This is a genomic window from Tabrizicola sp. (assembly GCF_016792905.1).
Lineage (GTDB): Bacteria > Pseudomonadota > Alphaproteobacteria > Rhodobacterales > Rhodobacteraceae > Tabrizicola.
Genome location: NZ_JAEULP010000036.1, coordinates 62683 through 80954, shown reverse-complemented (window position 1 = coordinate 80954; position 18272 = coordinate 62683). Strand labels below are relative to the sequence as shown.

At 68.2% G+C, this 18272-nt stretch carries 17 protein-coding genes; 11 read left to right on the top strand and 6 right to left on the bottom strand.

What is annotated here, in order from left to right; translation table 11 throughout:
- Position 1 precedes the first annotated feature (1 nt).
- The 7 genes from JNL31_RS08000 to JNL31_RS07970 all read left to right on the top strand — a co-directional run bounded on the left by JNL31_RS08000 (position 2) and on the right by JNL31_RS07970 (position 10402).
- Positions 2-1780, top strand: coding sequence for a hypothetical protein (locus tag JNL31_RS08000; RefSeq protein WP_294972009.1), 1779 nt, complete (start codon positions 2-4; stop codon positions 1778-1780).
- On the top strand, positions 1777-4806 hold the full coding sequence (locus tag JNL31_RS07995; RefSeq protein WP_294972006.1) for an aminotransferase class III-fold pyridoxal phosphate-dependent enzyme: 3030 nt from the start codon (positions 1777-1779) through the stop codon (positions 4804-4806). Before JNL31_RS08000 ends, JNL31_RS07995 begins: the two co-directional genes overlap by 4 nt.
- A 19-nt stretch (positions 4807-4825) precedes the next feature.
- Positions 4826-5572 carry a transporter substrate-binding domain-containing protein gene (locus JNL31_RS07990; protein ID WP_294972003.1) on the top strand — a complete coding sequence of 249 codons (747 nt, stop codon included), beginning with the start codon at positions 4826-4828 and terminating at the stop codon, positions 5570-5572.
- 99 nt (positions 5573-5671) lie between these two features.
- Positions 5672-7045, top strand: coding sequence for a GH1 family beta-glucosidase (locus JNL31_RS07985; protein ID WP_294972001.1), 1374 nt, complete (start codon positions 5672-5674; stop codon positions 7043-7045).
- 34 nt (positions 7046-7079) lie between these two features.
- Positions 7080-8120, top strand: coding sequence for a LacI family transcriptional regulator (locus JNL31_RS07980; RefSeq protein ID WP_294971999.1), 1041 nt, complete (start codon positions 7080-7082; stop codon positions 8118-8120).
- 7 nt (positions 8121-8127) lie between these two features.
- Positions 8128-9753, top strand: coding sequence for an amino acid ABC transporter permease (locus tag JNL31_RS07975; protein ID WP_294971998.1), 1626 nt, complete (start codon positions 8128-8130; stop codon positions 9751-9753).
- The gene (locus tag JNL31_RS07970; protein WP_294971996.1) at positions 9680-10402 is read left to right on the top strand and encodes an SDR family NAD(P)-dependent oxidoreductase; all 723 of its coding nucleotides are present in this window, start codon (positions 9680-9682) and stop codon (positions 10400-10402) included. Before JNL31_RS07975 ends, JNL31_RS07970 begins: the two co-directional genes overlap by 74 nt.
- Here the strand turns inward: JNL31_RS07970 and JNL31_RS07965 are convergent.
- Both JNL31_RS07965 and JNL31_RS07960 read right to left on the bottom strand, forming a co-directional pair.
- Positions 10399-10707, bottom strand: coding sequence for a transcriptional regulator (locus tag JNL31_RS07965; protein ID WP_294971995.1), 309 nt, complete (start codon positions 10705-10707; stop codon positions 10399-10401). The two genes, JNL31_RS07970 and JNL31_RS07965, sit on opposite strands and share 4 nt — an antisense overlap.
- Positions 10708-10710: 3 nt before the next feature.
- Positions 10711-11688 carry a sodium-dependent bicarbonate transport family permease gene (locus tag JNL31_RS07960; protein ID WP_294971993.1) on the bottom strand — a complete coding sequence of 326 codons (978 nt, stop codon included), beginning with the start codon at positions 11686-11688 and terminating at the stop codon, positions 10711-10713.
- A gap of 115 nt (positions 11689-11803) precedes the next feature.
- Between JNL31_RS07960 and mutL the strand changes: the two genes are divergently transcribed.
- From mutL to JNL31_RS07945, 3 genes are read left to right on the top strand one after another with little or no spacing between them, the layout of a single operon-like run.
- The gene (gene mutL / locus JNL31_RS07955) at positions 11804-13615 is read left to right on the top strand and encodes a DNA mismatch repair endonuclease MutL (RefSeq protein ID WP_294971990.1); all 1812 of its coding nucleotides are present in this window, start codon (positions 11804-11806) and stop codon (positions 13613-13615) included.
- The gene (locus JNL31_RS07950; RefSeq protein WP_294971988.1) at positions 13612-14772 is read left to right on the top strand and encodes a DNA recombination protein RmuC; all 1161 of its coding nucleotides are present in this window, start codon (positions 13612-13614) and stop codon (positions 14770-14772) included. The genes mutL and JNL31_RS07950 overlap by 4 nt, the downstream gene beginning before the upstream one ends.
- A complete protein-coding gene (locus tag JNL31_RS07945) occupies positions 14769-15293 on the top strand; it encodes a HutD family protein (protein ID WP_294971987.1) in 525 nt (174 codons plus the stop codon). The genes JNL31_RS07950 and JNL31_RS07945 overlap by 4 nt, the downstream gene beginning before the upstream one ends.
- On the opposite strand, the gene JNL31_RS07940 is transcribed toward JNL31_RS07945, so the two are convergent.
- Both JNL31_RS07940 and JNL31_RS07935 read right to left on the bottom strand, forming a co-directional pair.
- Positions 15294-15935: a ChrR family anti-sigma-E factor gene (locus tag JNL31_RS07940; protein WP_294971984.1), complete on the bottom strand. Its 642-nt coding sequence runs from the start codon at positions 15933-15935 to the stop codon at positions 15294-15296.
- Entirely contained in the window at positions 15932-16576 is a 645-nt protein-coding gene (locus JNL31_RS07935) for a sigma-70 family RNA polymerase sigma factor (RefSeq protein WP_294971982.1), read from the bottom strand. The genes JNL31_RS07940 and JNL31_RS07935 overlap by 4 nt, the downstream gene beginning before the upstream one ends.
- A 177-nt stretch (positions 16577-16753) precedes the next feature.
- Between JNL31_RS07935 and JNL31_RS07930 the strand changes: the two genes are divergently transcribed.
- Positions 16754-17326 carry an alpha/beta fold hydrolase gene (locus tag JNL31_RS07930; protein WP_294971979.1) on the top strand — a complete coding sequence of 191 codons (573 nt, stop codon included), beginning with the start codon at positions 16754-16756 and terminating at the stop codon, positions 17324-17326.
- Between the two features lie 57 nt (positions 17327-17383).
- On the opposite strand, the gene JNL31_RS07925 is transcribed toward JNL31_RS07930, so the two are convergent.
- Positions 17384-17527: a hypothetical protein gene (locus JNL31_RS07925; protein WP_294971977.1), complete on the bottom strand. Its 144-nt coding sequence runs from the start codon at positions 17525-17527 to the stop codon at positions 17384-17386.
- Between the two features lie 96 nt (positions 17528-17623).
- On the bottom strand, positions 17624-18256 hold the full coding sequence (gene cobO / locus JNL31_RS07920; protein WP_294971975.1) for a cob(I)yrinic acid a,c-diamide adenosyltransferase: 633 nt from the start codon (positions 18254-18256) through the stop codon (positions 17624-17626).
- Positions 18257-18272 lie beyond the last annotated feature (16 nt).

The window sequence follows — 18272 nt, the reverse complement described above, 5'->3', positions numbered from 1 at the left end:
CATGGCAGGCCCCACCACCCTTGGCGCGCGGGAGGCGGAGTTTTCGAAAACTCCGCATCGGAGCCTTCAAAGGCTCCGATCCGATGTCTTCGAAGACATCGGGGTCGGCGACGGGCAGCGACTGTTCGACTTCGTCCATATCCCCTTCAGCCGCTTCGGCCGGTTCCTGACCCTGTCCAACATGGACGGCGCGGTCTGGCTGCGGCTGGTGAAGGGGGGCGACCTGAAGCCGTCGCTCGGGCGGCTGTGCCGGATCATGGTCGGCAAAGGCGATGTGGTTTGGACCCTCTCGCCCGATCTCCTTACCGCGGAAACGCCACAGGGTCGGGTCGAGTTCACTATTGGCGAAGGCGAGTGCTTGCATCTGCGCGGGCGGGGCGTGCCCGTCACCTTCGCGCTGGAAGGCTCGCGCTACGACTACGCCTATCGCACCCCAATGGGCGAGCATTGCCTGGTCGCGGCCTATGAGAACACCCGCCTTCTGCCGCGTGTGGCCAAGGGGTCGGTCCATGTCACCGGCGACTGGCGGCGGGACCATGCGGACAACGTGGCAATGGTCTTCGGCGGTGATGCCGACTTCGAAGGCACCATCGACCTCTTTCCCGCCGTCCCACTCGCCCCGTCGCGCGAAACCTTTGACCAAGCCCGCGCGAGTACAGCCGCCGATTTCGCGGCTTGGCTGGCCCGCACCCCGGACGGGGGCCAACCCGAGGCCCGAACCCTTGCCGCCTGGCTCCTCTGGGCCAACACCGTCCCTGCCGCTGGCACCCTGACCCGACCCGCCGTCTTCATGTCGAAGAACCACATGATCAACATCTGGTCCTGGGACAACGCCTTCTCCGCCCTCGGCGTCGCGGCAATGGACCCCGCTCTCGCTTTCGACCAGTTCGCCGCGATCTTCGACCACCAGCACCCCTCGGGCCTGCTGCCGGACTTCGTCAATGACCGCGAGGCGAGCTTTGCCTTTTCCAAGCCCCCGGTCCACGGCTGGGCCATCCTGCGGCTGATCGAGGACCACCCCGACTGGCTGACCGAGGACCGCCGCCGCGCGCTGGTGCCCTGGCTGGAACGGCAACTGTCCTACTGGCTGACCCATGCCCGCAAGGGCGAACAAAGCCTCCCCGCCTATTTCCACGGCAACGATTCCGGCTGGGACAACGCCAGCTTCTTCGCCGAGGGCGGGCCAGTGATCTCGCCCGACCTGCCCAGCTTCCTGATCCTGAGCTGCGATTGTCTTGCCCGGCTTGACCCCGCCCGCGCTGCGCACTGGCAGGGCGAGGCCGACAAACTCACCGCCCTCCTTCTCACCCTCTGGACCGGCGAGACCTTCGGCACCCGGCTGGCCTCGAACCCCGACAGGCTGCGGACGGACGAAAGCCTGATCGGCTTCATGCCCCTCCTCCTCGGCCCCCGCCTGCCGAGCGACATCGCCGCCCGCCTGATCACCCGTCTCGGCCAAGGTTGGATCACCGCCTGGGGCCCCGCCACCGAACGCCCGCAAAGCCCGCTTTACGAACCCGACGGTTACTGGCGCGGGCCGATCTGGGCGCCGACGACGATGCTGCTCTGGGACGGTCTGCGCCGCCAGAACCGCATCGACCTTGCCGCCGACATCGCCCGGCGCTTCTGCCGGTTGTGCGAAACCTCGGGCATGGCCGAAAACTTCGACGCCCTCACCGGCGCGGGCCTGCGCGACCGGGCCTTCGCCTGGACTTCGGCGGTCTATCTGGTCTTCGCCGACTGGCTGGCCCGCGCTGCAAAACGAGAAGACCTGAAATGACCGCCTTCGCCACCAGCAACCCCGCCTTCGCGCTGGACACCCTCGTCGCGCTGGCCGCGCAGCACTTCGGCAAGACCGGCACGCTGCGCCCGCTGCCCTCCGAGCGCGACCAGAACGCGCGGCTGGTCTGCCAGGACGGCGAGTATGTCCTGAAGATCGCCAACCCGGCGGAAGACCCCGGCCAGATCGACCTGCAAAACGCGACGATGCTGCATCTTGCCCAGGTGGGGCAGGCGGGCATCCCTCGCGTGGTGCCGACGCTTTCCGGCGCCGACCGCGCGACAGTCAGCGTCAATGGCCAGCCAGCGGCGCTGCGCCTTGTCACCTGGGTCGGCGGCACGCCCCTCGCCGAAGCGCCGCGCTCACTGGCGCAGCTTTCAAACCTTGGCCGCTTCATGGGCGGCCTGACCCGGTCGATGCAGGGCTTCGGCCACCGCCATGCCTTCCGCCCGGAGTTTCCCTGGTCGCTCGACCATGTGATCCAGCTTCGCGACCACGCCGAGGACATCGCCGACCCCGCCCGCCGCGACATCGTGAAAAGGCTTTTCGACCGCTACGAAAAGCAGATCCTCCCCCGCCTTCCCGGCTTGCGCGCCTCAGTCCTGCATCAGGATGCGAATGACTGGAACGTCATCACCGACCCCGCCGACCCCAGCCGCATCGCCGGGCTGATCGACTTCGGCGACATGTGCCATGGCCGGACGGTCAACGAACTGGCGATCACGCTGGCCTATGCCCTCCTTGACACGCCCGACCTTTACGCCGCCACCCGCGCACTGGTCGGGGGTTTCGCCGGGGCCTTCCCGCTGACCGAGGACGAGGCCGATCTGGCCTTCGACCTGATGCGGATGCGGCTGGTCTGTTCGGTCTGCCTCTCCTCGCGCCAGTCGAAGCTGCACCCCGAGAACGACTACCTGCTGATCTCGCAAGCCCCCGCCTTTGCCCTGCTGGAGCGGCTTGACCAGATCGACCCCGCCTTCCTGATCGCCCTCTGCCGCAAGGCCGCCGGGTACGAGGCCATCCCCGGCGCCAGCGACATCACCGCCGACCTTGCCACCCGCGACCTGCACCCGATCCTGTCGACCGACCCCCGCCGCGCCGCCCGCATCGCCCTGCCGACCGATGGCAGCCGCCCCGACATGCCCGCCTTCTCCGACCGCGCCTTCGACGGCTGGATGCAGGCGCAACGCCCGGCCAACTTGCCGCAAGACCTCCCCTTCCTCGGCTTCGGCCTCTACGGCGAGAAGCGCTCGGTCTACACCGCCGCCCAGTTCGCCGACGCCGCCAGCGAGGAGCGCCGCACCCGCCACCTCGGCATCGACATCTTCGCCCCGGCGGGCACCGCGATCCACGCGCCGCTGGACGGCGTGGTCGAAAGCGTCACCTACAACGCCGACCCGCTGGACTATGGCCACACCCTGATCCTGCGGCACGCAACCGCACAGGGCCGCCCGTTCTTCACCCTCTACGGCCATCTCGGCGGCTCGCTGCCCGGTCTCTGCACCCCCGGACAGGCGATCAAGGCCGGAGACCTGATCGCCCATCTCGGCGACTGGCACGAGAACGGCGGCTGGGCGCCGCATCTGCATTTGCAGGTCGTCACCAGCCTCCTCACGCAAGCTGGCAACTTCTTCGGCGTAGGACATGACAGCCTCTGGGACACCTGGGCCGACATCAGCCCGGATGCGAACCTTCTCCTGCGGCTGGAGCCGGAAAGCTTCCGCCTCGACCCGGAGCCGCCGGAGGCCCTCCTCGCCCTCCGCCAGAAGGTGATCGGCCCTTCGCTCTCCGTCTCCTACCGCGAGAAGCTGAAGATCGTTCGCGGTCGCGGCGCCTGGCTGATCGACCATACCGGGCGGCGCTACCTCGATACGGTGAACAACATCACCCATGTCGGCCATTGCCACCCGCATGTGGTGGCGGCCATCGCGCGGCAGGCGGCGGAACTGAACACCAACACCCGCTACCTGCACGAGGCCATGCCGCGCCTGGCCGAACGCATCGCCGCCGCCATGCCCGGCGAGTTGCGCGTGGTCACTTTCGTCAACTCCGGCACCGAGGCGAACGAGCTGGCGCTGCGCATCGCCCGTACCGCCTTGGGCAAGAAGGATACCGTCGTCCTCGACTGGGCCTACCACGGCAATTCCGGCGGCACGGTCGAGATCAGCCCCTACAAGTTCAAGCGCAAGGGCGGCTTCCCGCAGCCGGACTTCGTGCAGATCGCCAGCTTCCCCGATCCCTACCGTGGCCCGCATCGCGGCGCGGATAGCGGCCCGGCCTACGCCGCCGACATCGACCGCTGCCTTGACGCCGTGGAGGCGCGCACCGGCACCGGCGCGGCCAGCTTCATCGCCGAATCCCTCTCGGGCGTCGGCGGTCAGGTCATCCTGCCCAAGGGCTATCTGGCCGAGGTCTACGCCCGCATCCGCGCCCGGGGCGGGATCTGCATCGCGGACGAGGTGCAATGCGGCTTCGGTCGCGTCGGCCCCGCCTTCTGGGGCTTCGCCACGCAGGGCGTGACGCCTGACATCGTCGTCCTCGGCAAGCCCATCGGCAACGGCCACCCCTTGGCCGCCGTGGTCACCACGCCGGATCTCGCGGCGAAATTCGCCAACGGGATGGAGTATTTCAACTCCTTCGGCGGCAACCCGGTGTCGATGGCGGTGGGCCATGCCGTCCTTGACGTGATCGAGGCCGAAAACCTTCCCGCCAAAGCCGTCACCACCGGCGAGGCGCTGATGCAGGGCTACCGCGACCTTGCCCGCCGCCACCCGATCATCGGCGACGTGCGCGGCATGGGCCTGTTTATCGGTGTCGAACTGGTGACCGACCGCACCGCCCGCACCCCGGCACCAGAAGCCGCCGACCACATCGTCGACCAACTTCGCCTGCGCGGCGTCCTCGCCTCGACCGACGGGCCGGACGACAACGTGCTGAAGATCAAACCGCCCATGGTCTTCGGCCCCGCCGAGGCCGCGATCCTGCTCGCCGAAACCGAAGCCGCCCTCAACACCCTACCCAACTGACCAACCCGGAGGAACCCGAATGAAATCCGCAGTCCTGTCCCTGTTCGCCGCGCTCTCGCTCGGCACCGCGCTGAACGCCGCCGACCTTGGCGGCGCGACGCTGAAGGTCGGCTCCGACACCACCTCGCCGCCGATGGAATTCGTCGACCCCGCCACTGGCGCGATCGTGGGCTTCGACGTCGATGTCGTGAATGCCATCTGCGAAAAGATCAACTGCAAGGCCGAATTCGTCACCACCGGCTGGGACGGCATCTTCACCGCCCTGCAGGAAGGCCAGTTCGACCTCGTCGCCTCGGGCGTCTCGATCACCGAGGAACGCCTGCAGGTGATGGATTTCTCCGAACCCTACATCGTCAACGGCCAGGCGATCCTGGTCCGCGCCGCCGATGCCGCGCTGACGGTCGATGATTTCAAGTCCGGCGCGCACAAGCTGTCGGCCCAGGCCAACACCACCGACGCTGCCACTGCCGAGGAAATCGCGGGCAAGGACAACGTGCAGGCCTATGACACGTTCAACGGCTCGGTCCTCGCGCTGCGCAACGGCGATGTGGACGGGGTGGTGATCAACGGCGCCAATGCCGGGGCCTATGAGGCCGAGTTCGCGGGCGAGCTGGTCGTCACCATCCGCGACCTCAAGGCCGACCCGCTGGGGCTGGTGTTCCAGAAGGGCAGCGACAAGGTGGCCGCCTTCAACGAGGGCCTCGCCGCGATCAAGGCCGATGGCACGCTGGACAAGCTGGTCGGCAAATACTGGACCGCCGAATAACCGCCACGCCTCCCGCACCGCGCCTCCCCTCCCCCTCGTGGGGAGGGGATGGGGGTGGGGGGCTCCCGCCGATACCATTTGCTTCCGAAGGACCGACCCATGCTTGACCACGCCTCCGACGACCTCCTCGCCCGCGCCCGCAGGCTGCACCTGCCCCGAGACTTCGTCTTCGGCGGCGCGACGGCCGCCTATCAGATCGAGGGGGCGTGGGATGCCGACGGCAAGGGCGAAAGCATCTGGGACCGCTTCTGCCGCAAGCCCGGCGTGATCATCGACGGCTCCTCCGGTGACGTCGCCTGCGACCATTACCACCTCTGGCAGGACGACATCCGCCTGATGCAGGAACTGGAGCTTGACGCCTACCGCTTCTCCATCGCCTGGAGCCGGGTGCAGCCAGAGGGGCAGGGCGCCATGAACCCGAAGGGCGTGGCCTTCTACGACCGGCTGATCGACGGGCTGCTGAAGGCCGGGATCACCCCCTATCTGACGCTCTACCACTGGGACCTGCCGCAGGCGCTGCAGGACAAGGGCGGCTGGTACAACCGCGACACCGCGCACCGGCTGGCCGACCATGCCGAGACGATGGCGCGCACCTTCGGCGACCGGGTGAAGCACTGGACCACGCTGAACGAACCCTGGACCTTCTGCTGGTCGGGCCATGCCTCGGGCGAAGACGCCCCCGGCCTGTTCGATGGCGTCAAAGGCGGCCTTGCGGCGAGCCACCACGCCCTTCTCGGCCACGGCCTCTCCGTCCCCCGCATCCGTGCTGCCGCTCCGGGGGCCGAGGTCGGCATCGTGCTTGACCTGAACGTGGTCGAACCCGCGACCCGCAACCCCGAGGACGTGACCGCCGCCCGCCATTTCGAACTGGCGCAGAACCGCTTCTACCTCGACGCCGTCTTCAAGGGCCGCTACCCGGAGGAACTGCTGACCCTCTGCGACGGCCTCCTGCCCGACATCCGCGAGGGCGATCTTGCCACCATTTCCGCCCCGGTCGATTACCTTGGCGTCAACATCTACCGCCGCTCGGTCATGCAGGCGGGCAGCGAACTGCCGCCGCTGAACTTCGCCCGGGTCAACCCGCCCGGCGACTACACGGCGGTCGGCTATGAGATTTATCCGCCCTGCATCCATGACATCCTGATGTACGTCCACCGCGACTATGCGCCCAAAGCCATCCACATCTCGGAAAGCGGCATGGCCACCCGGCCCGAGACGCCGGAGGCGGACGGGTTGATCCACGACCGCCAGCGCGCGGCCTATTACATCGACCACATCGCCGAACTGGACCGCGCCCGGCAAAAGGGCGTGCCGGTGAAAGCCTATTTCGCCTGGACCCTGATCGACAATTTCGAATGGGCCTATGGCTACACCACGCCCTTCGGCATCGTGCATGTCAATCTGGAAACCCAGAAACGCAGTCCCAAGCTGTCCGCGCTCTGCTACCGTGAGGTCTTGCAAGCCCGCCGCTGACTGTGTCCCCATGGCCCCCCGAATGAGGTAATCCTTGCCCCCTGCCGCCCCGCGCCCGACGATCAAGACCCTGTCCGAGATGACCGGCTTCTCCATCGCCACCATCTCGAAGGCGCTCGGCAACTCGCCGGTCGTCACCGAGGCGACGCGAAGGGCCATCTTCGAGGCGGCCGAGAAGGTGGGCTATCAGGCGTCCTTGCGCGGCCGGTCGCTACGCACCGGCAAGTCCTACCAGATCGCGGTGCTGATGCCGCTTTCGGTGGCGAAAAGCCATGAATGGAACGGGGTCGAACATGCCGAAATCCTCGCCGGCATCGCCGAGGGGCTGGAAGGCTCGCCCTACCGGATCGCCGTGCATCTGGTGCGCGACACCGAAGACAGCATCGGCACCGTCCGCAGCATCGTCGAGGGGCACCTGGCCGACGGCCTGATCTTCTCGGGCATCCTGGCCGATGACCCCCGCGTTGCCCTCCTGCTGGAGCGGGGCTTCCCCTTCGTCACTCTGGGCCGCAGCCGCAACGCCCCGCCGCATGCCTTTGTCGACATTGACAGCGGCTGGTCCGCCCATGCCGCCACCCGCCGCCTGATCGAGGGTGGCCACCGCCGCATCGCCTTGGTGAACCCCGACCCCAGCCTCGCCTACAGTCTGGACCGGATCGCAGGCTACAGCCGCGCGCTGGCCGAGGCAGGGCTGCCCGCCGACCCCGCGCTGATCGCCAGCGGCGACCTGACCACCCGACACGGCAAGGCCGCCGCCCTCGCCCTACGCGCCTTGCCGGACCCGGCCACGGGCTTCGTCTGCGTCAACGAATCCACAGCGCTTGGGGTGTTGTCCGGCCTGCACGAAACCGGCGTCATCATCGGCCGCGACGCCTCGGTCATCGCCTATGACGACATCAACGCCAGCGCCTATTTCTTCCCGCCGCTGACCACCTTCCTCTACCCGCTGGAAACCCTCAGCCGGGTCCTGGCGCAGTTCATGCTGCGGCTCCTGGAGGGCGAGGACCCCGCCCACCTGACCCATTTCGTCCGGCCGGAGCTGATCCTCCGCCAGGACGACCGCCTGCACCCCTGACCGCCCAATGGGAGAGACCCCCGTGCATCGCCTCCTCCGGCTCGACGGCCTGCGCCCGGCGAACCTGCTGCTCCTCCTCGCCCTGCCCTTCCTGGTCTGGCTTTTCGCCACCTCCGCCGACTACACCCGCTCGCTGGCCGCGATCATCGGGGTGGAGCGAGGGGCATCAGCCCTGCTGCCGGGCTTCCTCCTCTGCCTTGTCTTCTTTGCCGGTCCCCTCGCCGCCAGCCTCCTGCCCCGCCGGTTCGCCCTGCCTGCCGCCATCCTTTCGGTGATTTCCGGTCTTACCCTTATCCTGACCGGAATAGGCCAGCCCTTCCTTGCCTCGACTGTCGCCAATGCCGTCGACGCCACCACCTCGCCGCTTGTCGTGCAGGGTGAAACCCCCCGCATCCTGACCGAAGCCGCCGCGGCAACGGTCGCCCAGACCTTCCGCCTGATCGCGGCGGCGCTGACACTGGCCAATGCCGTACTTCTGGCTCTGACCTTCCGCTCGCAACACCCCGCCCTCCGCCGCGCCTTCCTCGCGCTGAACGCCCTCGGCCTTGCCTGGCTCCTTCTTTTCGCCCATCTCGGCTTTGCCACCGGCCTTGCCGTCGCCGTCCGGGCCGGGGTCACCGCCTACATCCTCGCCTCGATCCTCGCCCTGGTCTGGGTCGGGCTGATGCAGCTGAAACCCGGCCCCCGCACACTGCCGCTTTTCACCCTCCTGACCGTCGCCGCCCTGTCGCTGGCCGGCTGGCAGATGCTGCAACCCCGCCTTGCCTACACCCTGATCGGCACCGGCGAGGGCACCGTCGGCATCACCGCAGGCACCCCCGGCCAGATCGTCGAGGCCATCCGCCACGGCAGCTACCCCGGTGCGCCCGAGGGAGAGGTCAAGCTCAAGACCGTGGTCAAGCCCGAAGATGCCATTGAACAGGTGCAATCCGGCAAGCTCTCCGGTGCCGTCGTCCCCACGCCCCTTGCCCCCGAAGACCTGATCCTCTGGCAGACCGAAGTCCTGCCCGACGCACAGGCGAACCTCGCCACCACCGCCCTTGTCCTCGGCATCGCGCTCGCGCTCCTCGCCGCCTGCGGCTTCCTCTACCAGCGCCATCCCCTCTCCATCGCCGCCGAGTTCCTGATCGACACCCTGCGCGGCATCCCGATGCTGGTGATCATCCTCTACATCGGCCTGCCGCTGGCCGGGGTGCTGAAATCCTCGACCAACGGCTTCCTCGACCCGCCGAACCTCCTCCGCGGCATCACCGCGATGGCCATCGCCTACTCCGCCTATATCGCCGAGATCTTCCGCGCCGGGATCCAGGCCGTCCCGCAAGGCCAGATCGAGGCGGCGCGGTCGCTGGGCCTCACCCGCTGGCAGACCGCGCGGCATGTGATCCTGCCGCAGGCCTTCCGCATCGTGATCCCGCCGATGGGCAACGAGTTCATCGCCATCCTCAAGGACACCTCGCTCCTGTCGATCCTGTCGATCCGCGACCTGACCCAAAGGATGCGCGAGTTCCAGTCGGCGACCTTCCTCACCTTCGCGCCCTACAACACGGTGGCCATCGTCTATGTCTTCCTCACCCTCATCGCCGCCAGCCTCGTCGCCCGGGTCGAAAACCGCTTCCGCACCCATCGGCATTAGCGGCACGACTTGGGTCGTAACCGGGGCAGGGCGGGGCCTCGGCCTCTGGCTGACCCGCCACCTCTCAGCGCAAGGCGCGCGCGTGCTGGCGCTGGCCCGGAAGCCCGGCCCCGACCTGCCGGGCGTCACCCCTGTCGCCTATGACCAGTCCGACGAGTCCTCGATCCGCCGCGCCGCCAGCGCCATCGCCGCCCCGGTCGACTACGTCCTCCACAATGCCGCAATCCGGGGCGATACCGGGGGCCTTGCCACCCTGACTGCCGACCACCTGGCCGAGGTCATGCGCATCAACGTCGCCGGTCCGCTCCTGCTGACCCGCGCCCTCCTCCCCGCTCTGGCTCCCGACGCCGTCCTCTCTTTTATCTCCAGCCGCGCAGGATCGTTCACCGAGGGCCACGACCCCGACGGCGACTATGCCTACTGCCTGTCGAAAGCCGCCCTGAACCGCGCCGTCGCCAAGCTGGCCGACGACCTGCCGCAGCGGGTTCTCGCCCTGCACCCCGGCTGGATCGCCACGGACATGGGCGGCCCCGGGGCGCCGGACGACCCCGACGAGGCCGCCCGCCGCATCGTCGCACTGCTCGCCGGTCCCGCCTGTCCCCCCTCGGGCAGCTTCACCGACAACTGGGGCCTGCCCATCGCCCCCTAGAACCGCTCTGCCCGCAACACCTCGGCATCGGTGACCCCGATCACCCCGATATGCCGGTCCACCACCGCGTAGGCCGCCTCCAGCAGTGCATCCAGCCGCTCCGGCCGGATCAGGCAGACCACCGCGACCATCCCGCTGCGCCCGACCTGCCCCTCGCGCGTCCAGCGCCCCGACCGTCCCGAGCCGCCCAGCACCGGCAGCACGGTGAACCCGGTGACCCCAGCCTTCTCCAGCGCGGCAGTCAACCGGCCTTCCATCGGCGCCTCGATGATGATCTCCACCCGCTTTGCCTTGTGCGTCTGCATCTCTCAGCCCCCCACCGCCTGCGCCACAGCCACCCAGGCCGGAATCCCCAACACCAGATTGAACGGAAATGTCACCCCCAGCGACAGCGTCAGGTAAACGCTTGGATTGGCCTCGGGCAGCGCCACCCGCATCGCCGCCGGAACCGCGATGTAGCTCGCCGATCCCGCCAGCACCATCATCAGCGCCACCCCGCCCGGCGAAAGCCCCAGCAGCAGCCCCGCTGCCAGCCCGAAGCCCGCCCCGACCACGGGCATCGCCAGGCCGAAGGCCAGCACCCCCGCCGTCAGCACGCCCCTGGCGTTCCGCATGCCCCGGCCCGCCACCAGCCCCATGTCCAAGAGGAACAGGCACAGCACCCCCTGGAACGGCGCCACGATGAAGGCCTCGATCCGCGCCATCCCCGGCTGACCCGTCACCAGCCCGATCAGGAACGATCCGACCAGAAGCACGATCGAGCCGTTCAGCAAGATTTCCCGCCAGAGCTCGGCATCCATCTTCTCGGCCCGCCCCCCCGATCGCGACGCCAGATACAGCGCCGAAATGATCGCCGGGGCCTCCATCGCCGCGGCCACGGCGACCATGTAGCCCTCGGCCACCAGCCCGGCGGCCTGAACGACCGAAGACCCGGTGACGAAAGTGACGATCGAGATCGACCCGTAATGCGCCGCCACAGCCGCCGCATCCGTCGCCGACAACCGGGTCATCCCGCGCAGCAGGGCAAAGGCGACAAAGGGCAGCAGGAACGACAGCGCGACCCCGGCCAGCAGCGCGGCGACCAGCCGGGCGTCCAGCCCGTGATCGGCCACCGCCACCCCGCCCTTGAAACCGATGGCGAACAGAAGATAGATCGACATCCCCTTCGCCACCGCTTCCGGGATGGTCAACTCGCTGCGGGCCAGCGCCGCGAACAGGCCAAGGGCAAAGCACAGGATCATCGGCGTCAGAAGATTGGCGCTGGCAAGCGCCAGAATGTCCTGCATGTCTGTCCCCCGGTTTCCCGCCGATATGGAGCTTCCGCGTGAACCTGCAACCCCGGCAGCGCAAAGTCCTGTTTCGTTCTTCCCCGACTCACCGCGCACTGCTACAGATGGGGGCATGACGCTTCACACCCCCAAGATAACGGGCGCTTCCGGTCGTCCGGTGATCCGGCAACTGGACGAGGCCGCGATCAACCGCATCGCGGCGGGCGAGGTGGTGGAACGTCCGGCCTCCGCCGTGAAGGAACTGGTGGAAAACGCGCTGGATGCCGGGGCAGGGCGCATCCAGGTCGACATCGCCGACGGCGGCAAGACGCTGATCCGGGTCACGGACGATGGCTGCGGCATGACGGCGGAGGACCTGCCGCTGGCGCTGTCCCGCCATGCCACCTCGAAGATCGACGGCTCCGACCTCCTTGACATCCGCAGCTTCGGGTTCCGGGGCGAGGCGCTGCCCTCGCTCGGCGCCGTGGGTCGCCTGACCATCACCTCGCGGGCCGAAGGCGAGGCGGCGCAGATCGCTTGCGAGGGCAGCCGCCTGTCGCCGGTGAAGCCCGCCGCCCTGACCCGCGGCACCGTCGTCGAACTCCGCGACCTGTTCTTCGCCACCCCGGCGCGGCTGAAATTCCTGCGCTCCGACCGGGCCGAGATGCAGGCCGTGACGGAGGTGATCCGCCGCCTGGCGATGGCCGAGCCGCAGGTCGGCTTCACCCTGCGCGACGTAACCGGGGGCGAGGCCCGCACCCTGTTCCGCGCCGACCCGGCCAGCGGCGACCTGTTCGACGCGCTGCACTCCCGTCTTTCCACCGTCATCGGCCGCGACTTCACCGACAACGCCCTGCGCATTGACGCCGAGCGTGAGGGCCTGCGCCTGCAAGGCTATGCCGCGCTCCCCACCTACTCCCGTGGCTCCTCGGCGCAACAGTACCTCTTCGTCAACGGCCGCCCGGTCCTCGACCGCATGCTCTACGGCGCCCTCCGCGCCGCCTATTTTGACGTCCTTTCCCGTGACCGGCACCCGGCGGCGGTCCTGAACCTGATCGCCGACCCCCAGCGCGTCGATGTGAACGTCCATCCCGCCAAGGCCGAGGTCCGCTTCCGCGAACCCGACGCCGCACGCTCCCTGATCATCACCGCGCTGAAATCGGCCCTCGCTGGCGCAGGTCACCGCGCCTCCTCCACCGTCGGCGCGGCGACGCTTCAGGCCTTCCGTCCCGTCTACCAGATGGACCGCCCCAGCCAACCGGCCCTCTCCCGCGCCTTCGCCTTCCAGTCCCCCGGCTTCGCCGAGGCCCCGATGGCCCCGGTCTTCGCGCCGCCCCGCGAGGAGGAGACGCAGTCGAACGAGGAGCATCCCCTCGGCGTCGCCCGGGCCCAGCTGCACGAGAACTGGATCGTCGCCCAGACCGCCACCGGCATCGTCATCGTCGACCAGCACGCCGCGCATGAGCGCCTGGTCTACGAACGCCTGAAGCGCCAGATGGCCGAAACCGGCATCCGCGCGCAGGCGCTCCTCATCCCGGAAATCGTCGACCTCTCCCCCGCCGACGCAGCCCGCCTCCTCGACGCTGCCCCGGCACTGGCGCAGATCGGCCTCACGATCGAACCCTTCGGCGGCTCTGCCATCGCCATCCGCGAAACCCCGGCCATCCTCGGCCCGATCAACGGCGAAGCCCTGATCCGCGACATCCTCGACGAACTCGCCGACGCCGGGGACTCGACGCTTGTCCAGGCCAAGATCGACGGCATCCTCTCCCGCATGGCCTGCCACGGCTCGGTCCGCTCCGGCCGCCAGATGCGCCCCGAGGAGATGAACGCCCTCCTGCGCGAGATGGAGGCGACGCCGCTCTCCGGCCAGTGCAACCACGGACGGCCCACCTATGTCGAGCTGTCGCTCCACGACATCGAACGCCTGTTCGGCCGCCGATGATCACGCTCTTTGGCCAGACCTTCCGCTGGAACGATCCCGAGATGCTGCTTCTCGCCGGGGTCGCGCTTGTCCTGCTCGGCTTCCTCATCCTGATCCTGCGCAGCACCAGCCGCTCGGCCACCGCCGCGGAACCGCTGATGCGCGAAATCGGTTGGCTCTCCTCCCGCGTCCAGCTGCTGGGCGACGGGCAGGAACGCCTCGCCGGGGGCCTCCACCACGTTTCCGAAGCGCAGGCCGTCAGCCAGACCGCCATGCTGCAGGTGATGGAACAGCGGCTGGCCGAGGTGCAGCGCCAGATGACCGAGGCCCTGCACGGCACCTCCACGAGAACCGCCCGCAGCCTGGGCGAACTTCAGCAGCGGCTGGAAACCATCGACAAGGCCCAGGCCAATATCGAGAAGCTGTCCGGCAATGTCCTGTCTCTCCAGGACATCCTGTCGAACAAGCAGACCCGCGGCGCCTTCGGCGAAATCCAGCTCCACGACATCGTGCAGAAGGCCCTGCCGAAGGACGCCTATTCCATGCAGGCGACCCTCTCCAACGGTCGCCGTGCCGACTGCCTGATCCACCTGCCCAATCCCCCCGGCCCCATCGTCATCGACGCCAAGTTCCCGCTGGAGGCCTACGAGGCCCTGCGCCGCGCCGACACACCCCGCCTTGCGCAAGAGGCCGCACAACAGATGCGCGCCGCCGTCCGCAGCCATATCCGCGCCATTGCCGAGAAATACATCCTCGAAGGCGAAACCGCCGACGGCGCGCTGATGTTCCTGCCCTCGGAAGCGGTCTACGCCGAGTTGCACGCCAACTTCCCCGACCTCGTGCGCGAGGGGTTTGCTGCGAAAGTCTGGATCGTCTCGCCCACCACCTGCATGGCGACGCTGAACACCATGCGCGCCGTGTTGAAGGACGCAAGGATGCGCGAACAGGCAGGCGCGATCCGCCGCGAGCTTTCGCTCCTCTACACCGATGTCGAGCGCCTTGGCGCGCGGGTGGAAAACCTCGACCGCCATTTCGGCCAGGCGGCGAAGGACATCGAGGAGATCAAGATTTCCTCCGACAAGGCCACCAAGCGCGCCCGTCGGCTGGACAATTTCGACTTCGAGGAACTGGCCCCGGATGACCCCGCCAAGGTCATCGGCCAGACCGCCGCCGAATGATCCACCTCACGCCCGCCGACTACACGCGTCAGCCTTGGAAGAATGGCAAGGGCCTGACGACCGAGCTTTGGCGGCTGGAAAAGGACGGCCAGCTTCTGGTGCGGCTCTCACGCGCTTCGGTGGTCGAGGATGGTCCCTTCTCGTTGTTCCCCGGCATCGAGCGGAACCTGACCGTTCTCTCCGGCCCCGGCTTCCGGCTGACCGGAGCGGGCCTGAACCTGCGCTGCGACCCGCTGGTTCCGGTGGCCTTTCCCGGCGATGTGGAGGTCATGGCCAGCGAAACCGGCGGCCGTCAGTCCGACGATTTCAACGTGATGACCGCGAAGTCCCTGCCGAAACCCACGGTCTGGATCGCGCAAAACGATCACCTGCCTGCCGGGGGTCTTCTGGCGCTCTATGCCCTCGGCCCCTGCCGGGCAAATGGTCGCGATCTATCGCCCGGGGACCTTATCCTTGCTGAAGAGGCGGTCACGCTGGCCGGGGACTGCCCGGTCGTCGCCGTCCGCCTCTCCGGCCTCTGATCAGATCCGCAGCCAGCGCTGCGCCACGCGCGGGATCAGGCCGCGGAACCGCAACGGGGCTTCGGCGGCGGTCAGGCAGATGCAGTCCAGCCCTGCAAGCGCGGTCGGAGTATGCACGACGGCGTCATCGGAAATCTCGACATCGCCCCGGTCGTAGCGGCCGGCCGCGTCGGCAAAGGCGCCCTGCAGCACCAGCGTCAGCTCGATCCCCTGGTGGCCGTGGTCCGGCACGGCCTTGCCCGCCGGGATGTAGACCAGCCGCGCCATCGCCCCCTTGCCGGTCGGCAGGATCGCCTGCCGCACCCCGCCGCCGACCCGTTGCCAGCGCACTGTTGCAAGATCGCCGCCGACATAGCCCGCCAGCGGCGCCGGGAAGATGCCCGCCGCCCGCGCCTCGGGCCGTTGGGGCGGCAAGGGTCCGTCAAGCCGCGCCAGCGCCCGGTCCAGCGCCTGGTCGCCCATCGCGGTCTCGTTCCCTGCATCCAGCAACGCCCCGCCCACGGCCTCGAAGGCACCCGCCCGGGCCCGGCAGTCGTCGCACAGCGACAGATGCGTCGCCACCACCAGGCTGAACGCCTCGGGCAGGTGCCCGGCGGCATAGGCCATCAGCAGTGGCTCGGAAAGATGGTGGCGAATCGTCATGTCCGTCCGTCGTCCCTGTTCGTCATCTGGCGGCGCAGCTTGTCCAGCGCCAGCCGGATGCGCGATTTGATCGTTCCCAGCGGCAACCCGGTCTCGGCCGCAATCTCGCCGTGCGACAGATCGCCATAGAAGGCGCGCTCGATCAGCACCCGCTGCGGACCGGGAAGCGCCGCCAGCGCCTGCCCCAGAAGCGCGGTTTCCTCCTGCAGCGCCAGCGCGTCGGACTGGTCCGGTTCGGGTGCCGGTCCCCAGTCCAGCGCCTCCGGCTCGGCCCGTCGCGCACGGCGCAGGGCGTCGATCTGCCGGTTGCGCGCGATGGTGAAGACCCAGGTCGCCACGCTGGCCCGGCCTGGGTCGAAAAGATGCGCCTTCTGCCACAGCACCGCCATCACGTCCTGCGCGCATTCCTCGGCCAGTGCTGCCCCCGCGCCCGACTTCATCAGGTAGCCCTTTACCCGCGGGGCGAAGTGCCGGAACAGCACCGCAAAGGCTGCGCGATCCTGCTGGTCGCGCACCCGTACAAGAAGACCGGCCCAATCCGTTTCGTCTTCCGCCCCCGCCAATGCCGCTTCCCTCTTCCGGCGCAGACCGACCTTTTCAGCCATCGCCCCGAAAGAGGGCAGGCCGATACTTTCCGTCATAGCGGCTCCGCAGGCTTCTCGCATCATCAGACTGATACGCAGGCCGTGCCGCGATGGATCAGTGCCCATCCGACCGGAAATTTGGCGCGACCCTGTCGCCCGCAATCTCATCCGGGTTACGATGGCCTGGTGCCGCAGGCTCGCGGCGCCCCGGTTTCGAACCCGAAAGGCCCGGCGATGCCAGATGTCCTCAAGTCCTTCGATTTCCTGCTGCTCCCCTGCCGCGACAATGCCGGTCCGGATCACTGGCAAAGCCACTGGCAGGCAGCACTTCCCAACATGACGCGGGTCGAGCAGGACGACTGGGTGTCGCCGAAGCTTGGCCCCTGGGCGGCCCGGCTTGATGAATATATCTCCCGCGCCCGGCGGCCCGTGGTCCTGATCGCGCACAGCCTCGGCACGTCGCTGATCATGCATTGGGCCCAGACCGCGGACACCTCGCGCATCGCGGGGGCCTTCATGGTCGCCCCCTCCGACCGCGGACCCGCCGACATCTGGCCCGAGGCAGCCACCAGCGGCTTTGCCCCGATGGTGCTGGAACCCCTGCCGTTCCCCGCGATGGTCCTTGCCAGCCGGGACGATTCCTATGTCGCCTTCGACCGTGCCGAGGTCTTTGCGTCAGCCTGGCGGGCCGCGCTCGTCGACATGGGCCAGGCTGGCCATATGGGCAATGCGGCCGACCTTGGGCTCTGGCCCGCAGGCCTCATCCACCTCGGCGCATTCCTCGGAACGCTGACGCGGCCCTCGTAGAGTGGGTGCCAACCCACCACTCCCACTCCGTAGGTCGGGCTTCAGCCCGACTCTCCGTCAGAACAGACCGTCGCCGCCCTTGTCCTGTTCGACGACCTCGTCGGCGACCACGGCCCCGGCCCCGCCGATGATCAGCGGCGCACAGCCTGCCATCGTCAGCAAGAGCAGCGCCGCCATCAGCATCAATCCCGTCTTCTGCATCACTCGCTCTCCTGTTGACTTCTTGCCAGACTGTTAACGTCCACGATCAAGTAATTGATATCATTGGCTCGAAAATTCTGTCCACCGTGGACAGGCTCAGAACTCCACCCCCGGCTGGCCCTTGATCCCCGACCGGAACGGGTGCTTCACCAGCGTCATCTCCGTCACCAGATCCGCCGCCTCGATCAGCTCCTCCTTCGCATTCCTGCCGGTCAGGACGACATGGGTCAAGGGCGGCTTCTCGGTCTTCAGGAACTCCAGCACCTCGCCGATGTCCAGGTAGTCGTAGCGCAGCGCGATGTTGATCTCGTCCAACAACACCATCCTGATCTCCGGGTTCCGGATCAGCTCCTTCGCCTTCTCCCACCCAGCCCGCGCCGCCGCGATGTCGCGGGTCTTGTCCTGCGTCTCCCAGGTGAAGCCCTCGCCCATCGCATGGAACTGGCAGAGGTCGGCGAAATGCGTGGTGATCAGCCGCCGCTCCCCGGTATCCCAGGCCCCCTTGATGAACTGCACCACCGCCGACGGCATCCCGTGGGCCACGCAGCGCAGGATCATCCCGAACCCGCTCGACGACTTCCCCTTCCCCGCCCCGGTGTGGACGATGATCAGCCCCTTTTCGCCCTCTTTTCCCGCCATGATCTTGTCCCGCGCGGCCTTCTTCTTGGCCATCTTCTGGGCGTGGCGGGCCAGGTCGTCGGCCTCGGGTGTCGCAACATGCTCGGTCATGGTCGGTCGTGTCCTT

Coding starts and splice junctions, on each gene's coding strand:
- JNL31_RS07950 (WP_294971988.1), top strand. CDS start 13,612: ATGATCACGCTCTTTGGCCAGACCTTCCGCTGGAACGATCCCGAGATG.
- JNL31_RS07985 (WP_294972001.1), top strand. CDS start 5,672: ATGCTTGACCACGCCTCCGACGACCTCCTCGCCCGCGCCCGCAGGCTG.
- JNL31_RS07975 (WP_294971998.1), top strand. CDS start 8,128: ATGGGAGAGACCCCCGTGCATCGCCTCCTCCGGCTCGACGGCCTGCGC.
- cobO (WP_294971975.1), bottom strand. CDS start 18,256: ATGACCGAGCATGTTGCGACACCCGAGGCCGACGACCTGGCCCGCCAC.
- JNL31_RS07940 (WP_294971984.1), bottom strand. CDS start 15,935: ATGACGATTCGCCACCATCTTTCCGAGCCACTGCTGATGGCCTATGCC.
- JNL31_RS08000 (WP_294972009.1), top strand. CDS start 2: ATGGCAGGCCCCACCACCCTTGGCGCGCGGGAGGCGGAGTTTTCGAAA.
- JNL31_RS07990 (WP_294972003.1), top strand. CDS start 4,826: ATGAAATCCGCAGTCCTGTCCCTGTTCGCCGCGCTCTCGCTCGGCACC.
- JNL31_RS07935 (WP_294971982.1), bottom strand. CDS start 16,576: ATGACGGAAAGTATCGGCCTGCCCTCTTTCGGGGCGATGGCTGAAAAG.
- JNL31_RS07925 (WP_294971977.1), bottom strand. CDS start 17,527: ATGCAGAAGACGGGATTGATGCTGATGGCGGCGCTGCTCTTGCTGACG.
- JNL31_RS07965 (WP_294971995.1), bottom strand. CDS start 10,707: ATGCAGACGCACAAGGCAAAGCGGGTGGAGATCATCATCGAGGCGCCG.
- JNL31_RS07970 (WP_294971996.1), top strand. CDS start 9,680: ATGTCTTCCTCACCCTCATCGCCGCCAGCCTCGTCGCCCGGGTCGAAA.
- mutL (WP_294971990.1), top strand. CDS start 11,804: ATGACGCTTCACACCCCCAAGATAACGGGCGCTTCCGGTCGTCCGGTG.
- JNL31_RS07945 (WP_294971987.1), top strand. CDS start 14,769: ATGATCCACCTCACGCCCGCCGACTACACGCGTCAGCCTTGGAAGAAT.
- JNL31_RS07930 (WP_294971979.1), top strand. CDS start 16,754: ATGCCAGATGTCCTCAAGTCCTTCGATTTCCTGCTGCTCCCCTGCCGC.
- JNL31_RS07960 (WP_294971993.1), bottom strand. CDS start 11,688: ATGCAGGACATTCTGGCGCTTGCCAGCGCCAATCTTCTGACGCCGATG.
- JNL31_RS07995 (WP_294972006.1), top strand. CDS start 1,777: ATGACCGCCTTCGCCACCAGCAACCCCGCCTTCGCGCTGGACACCCTC.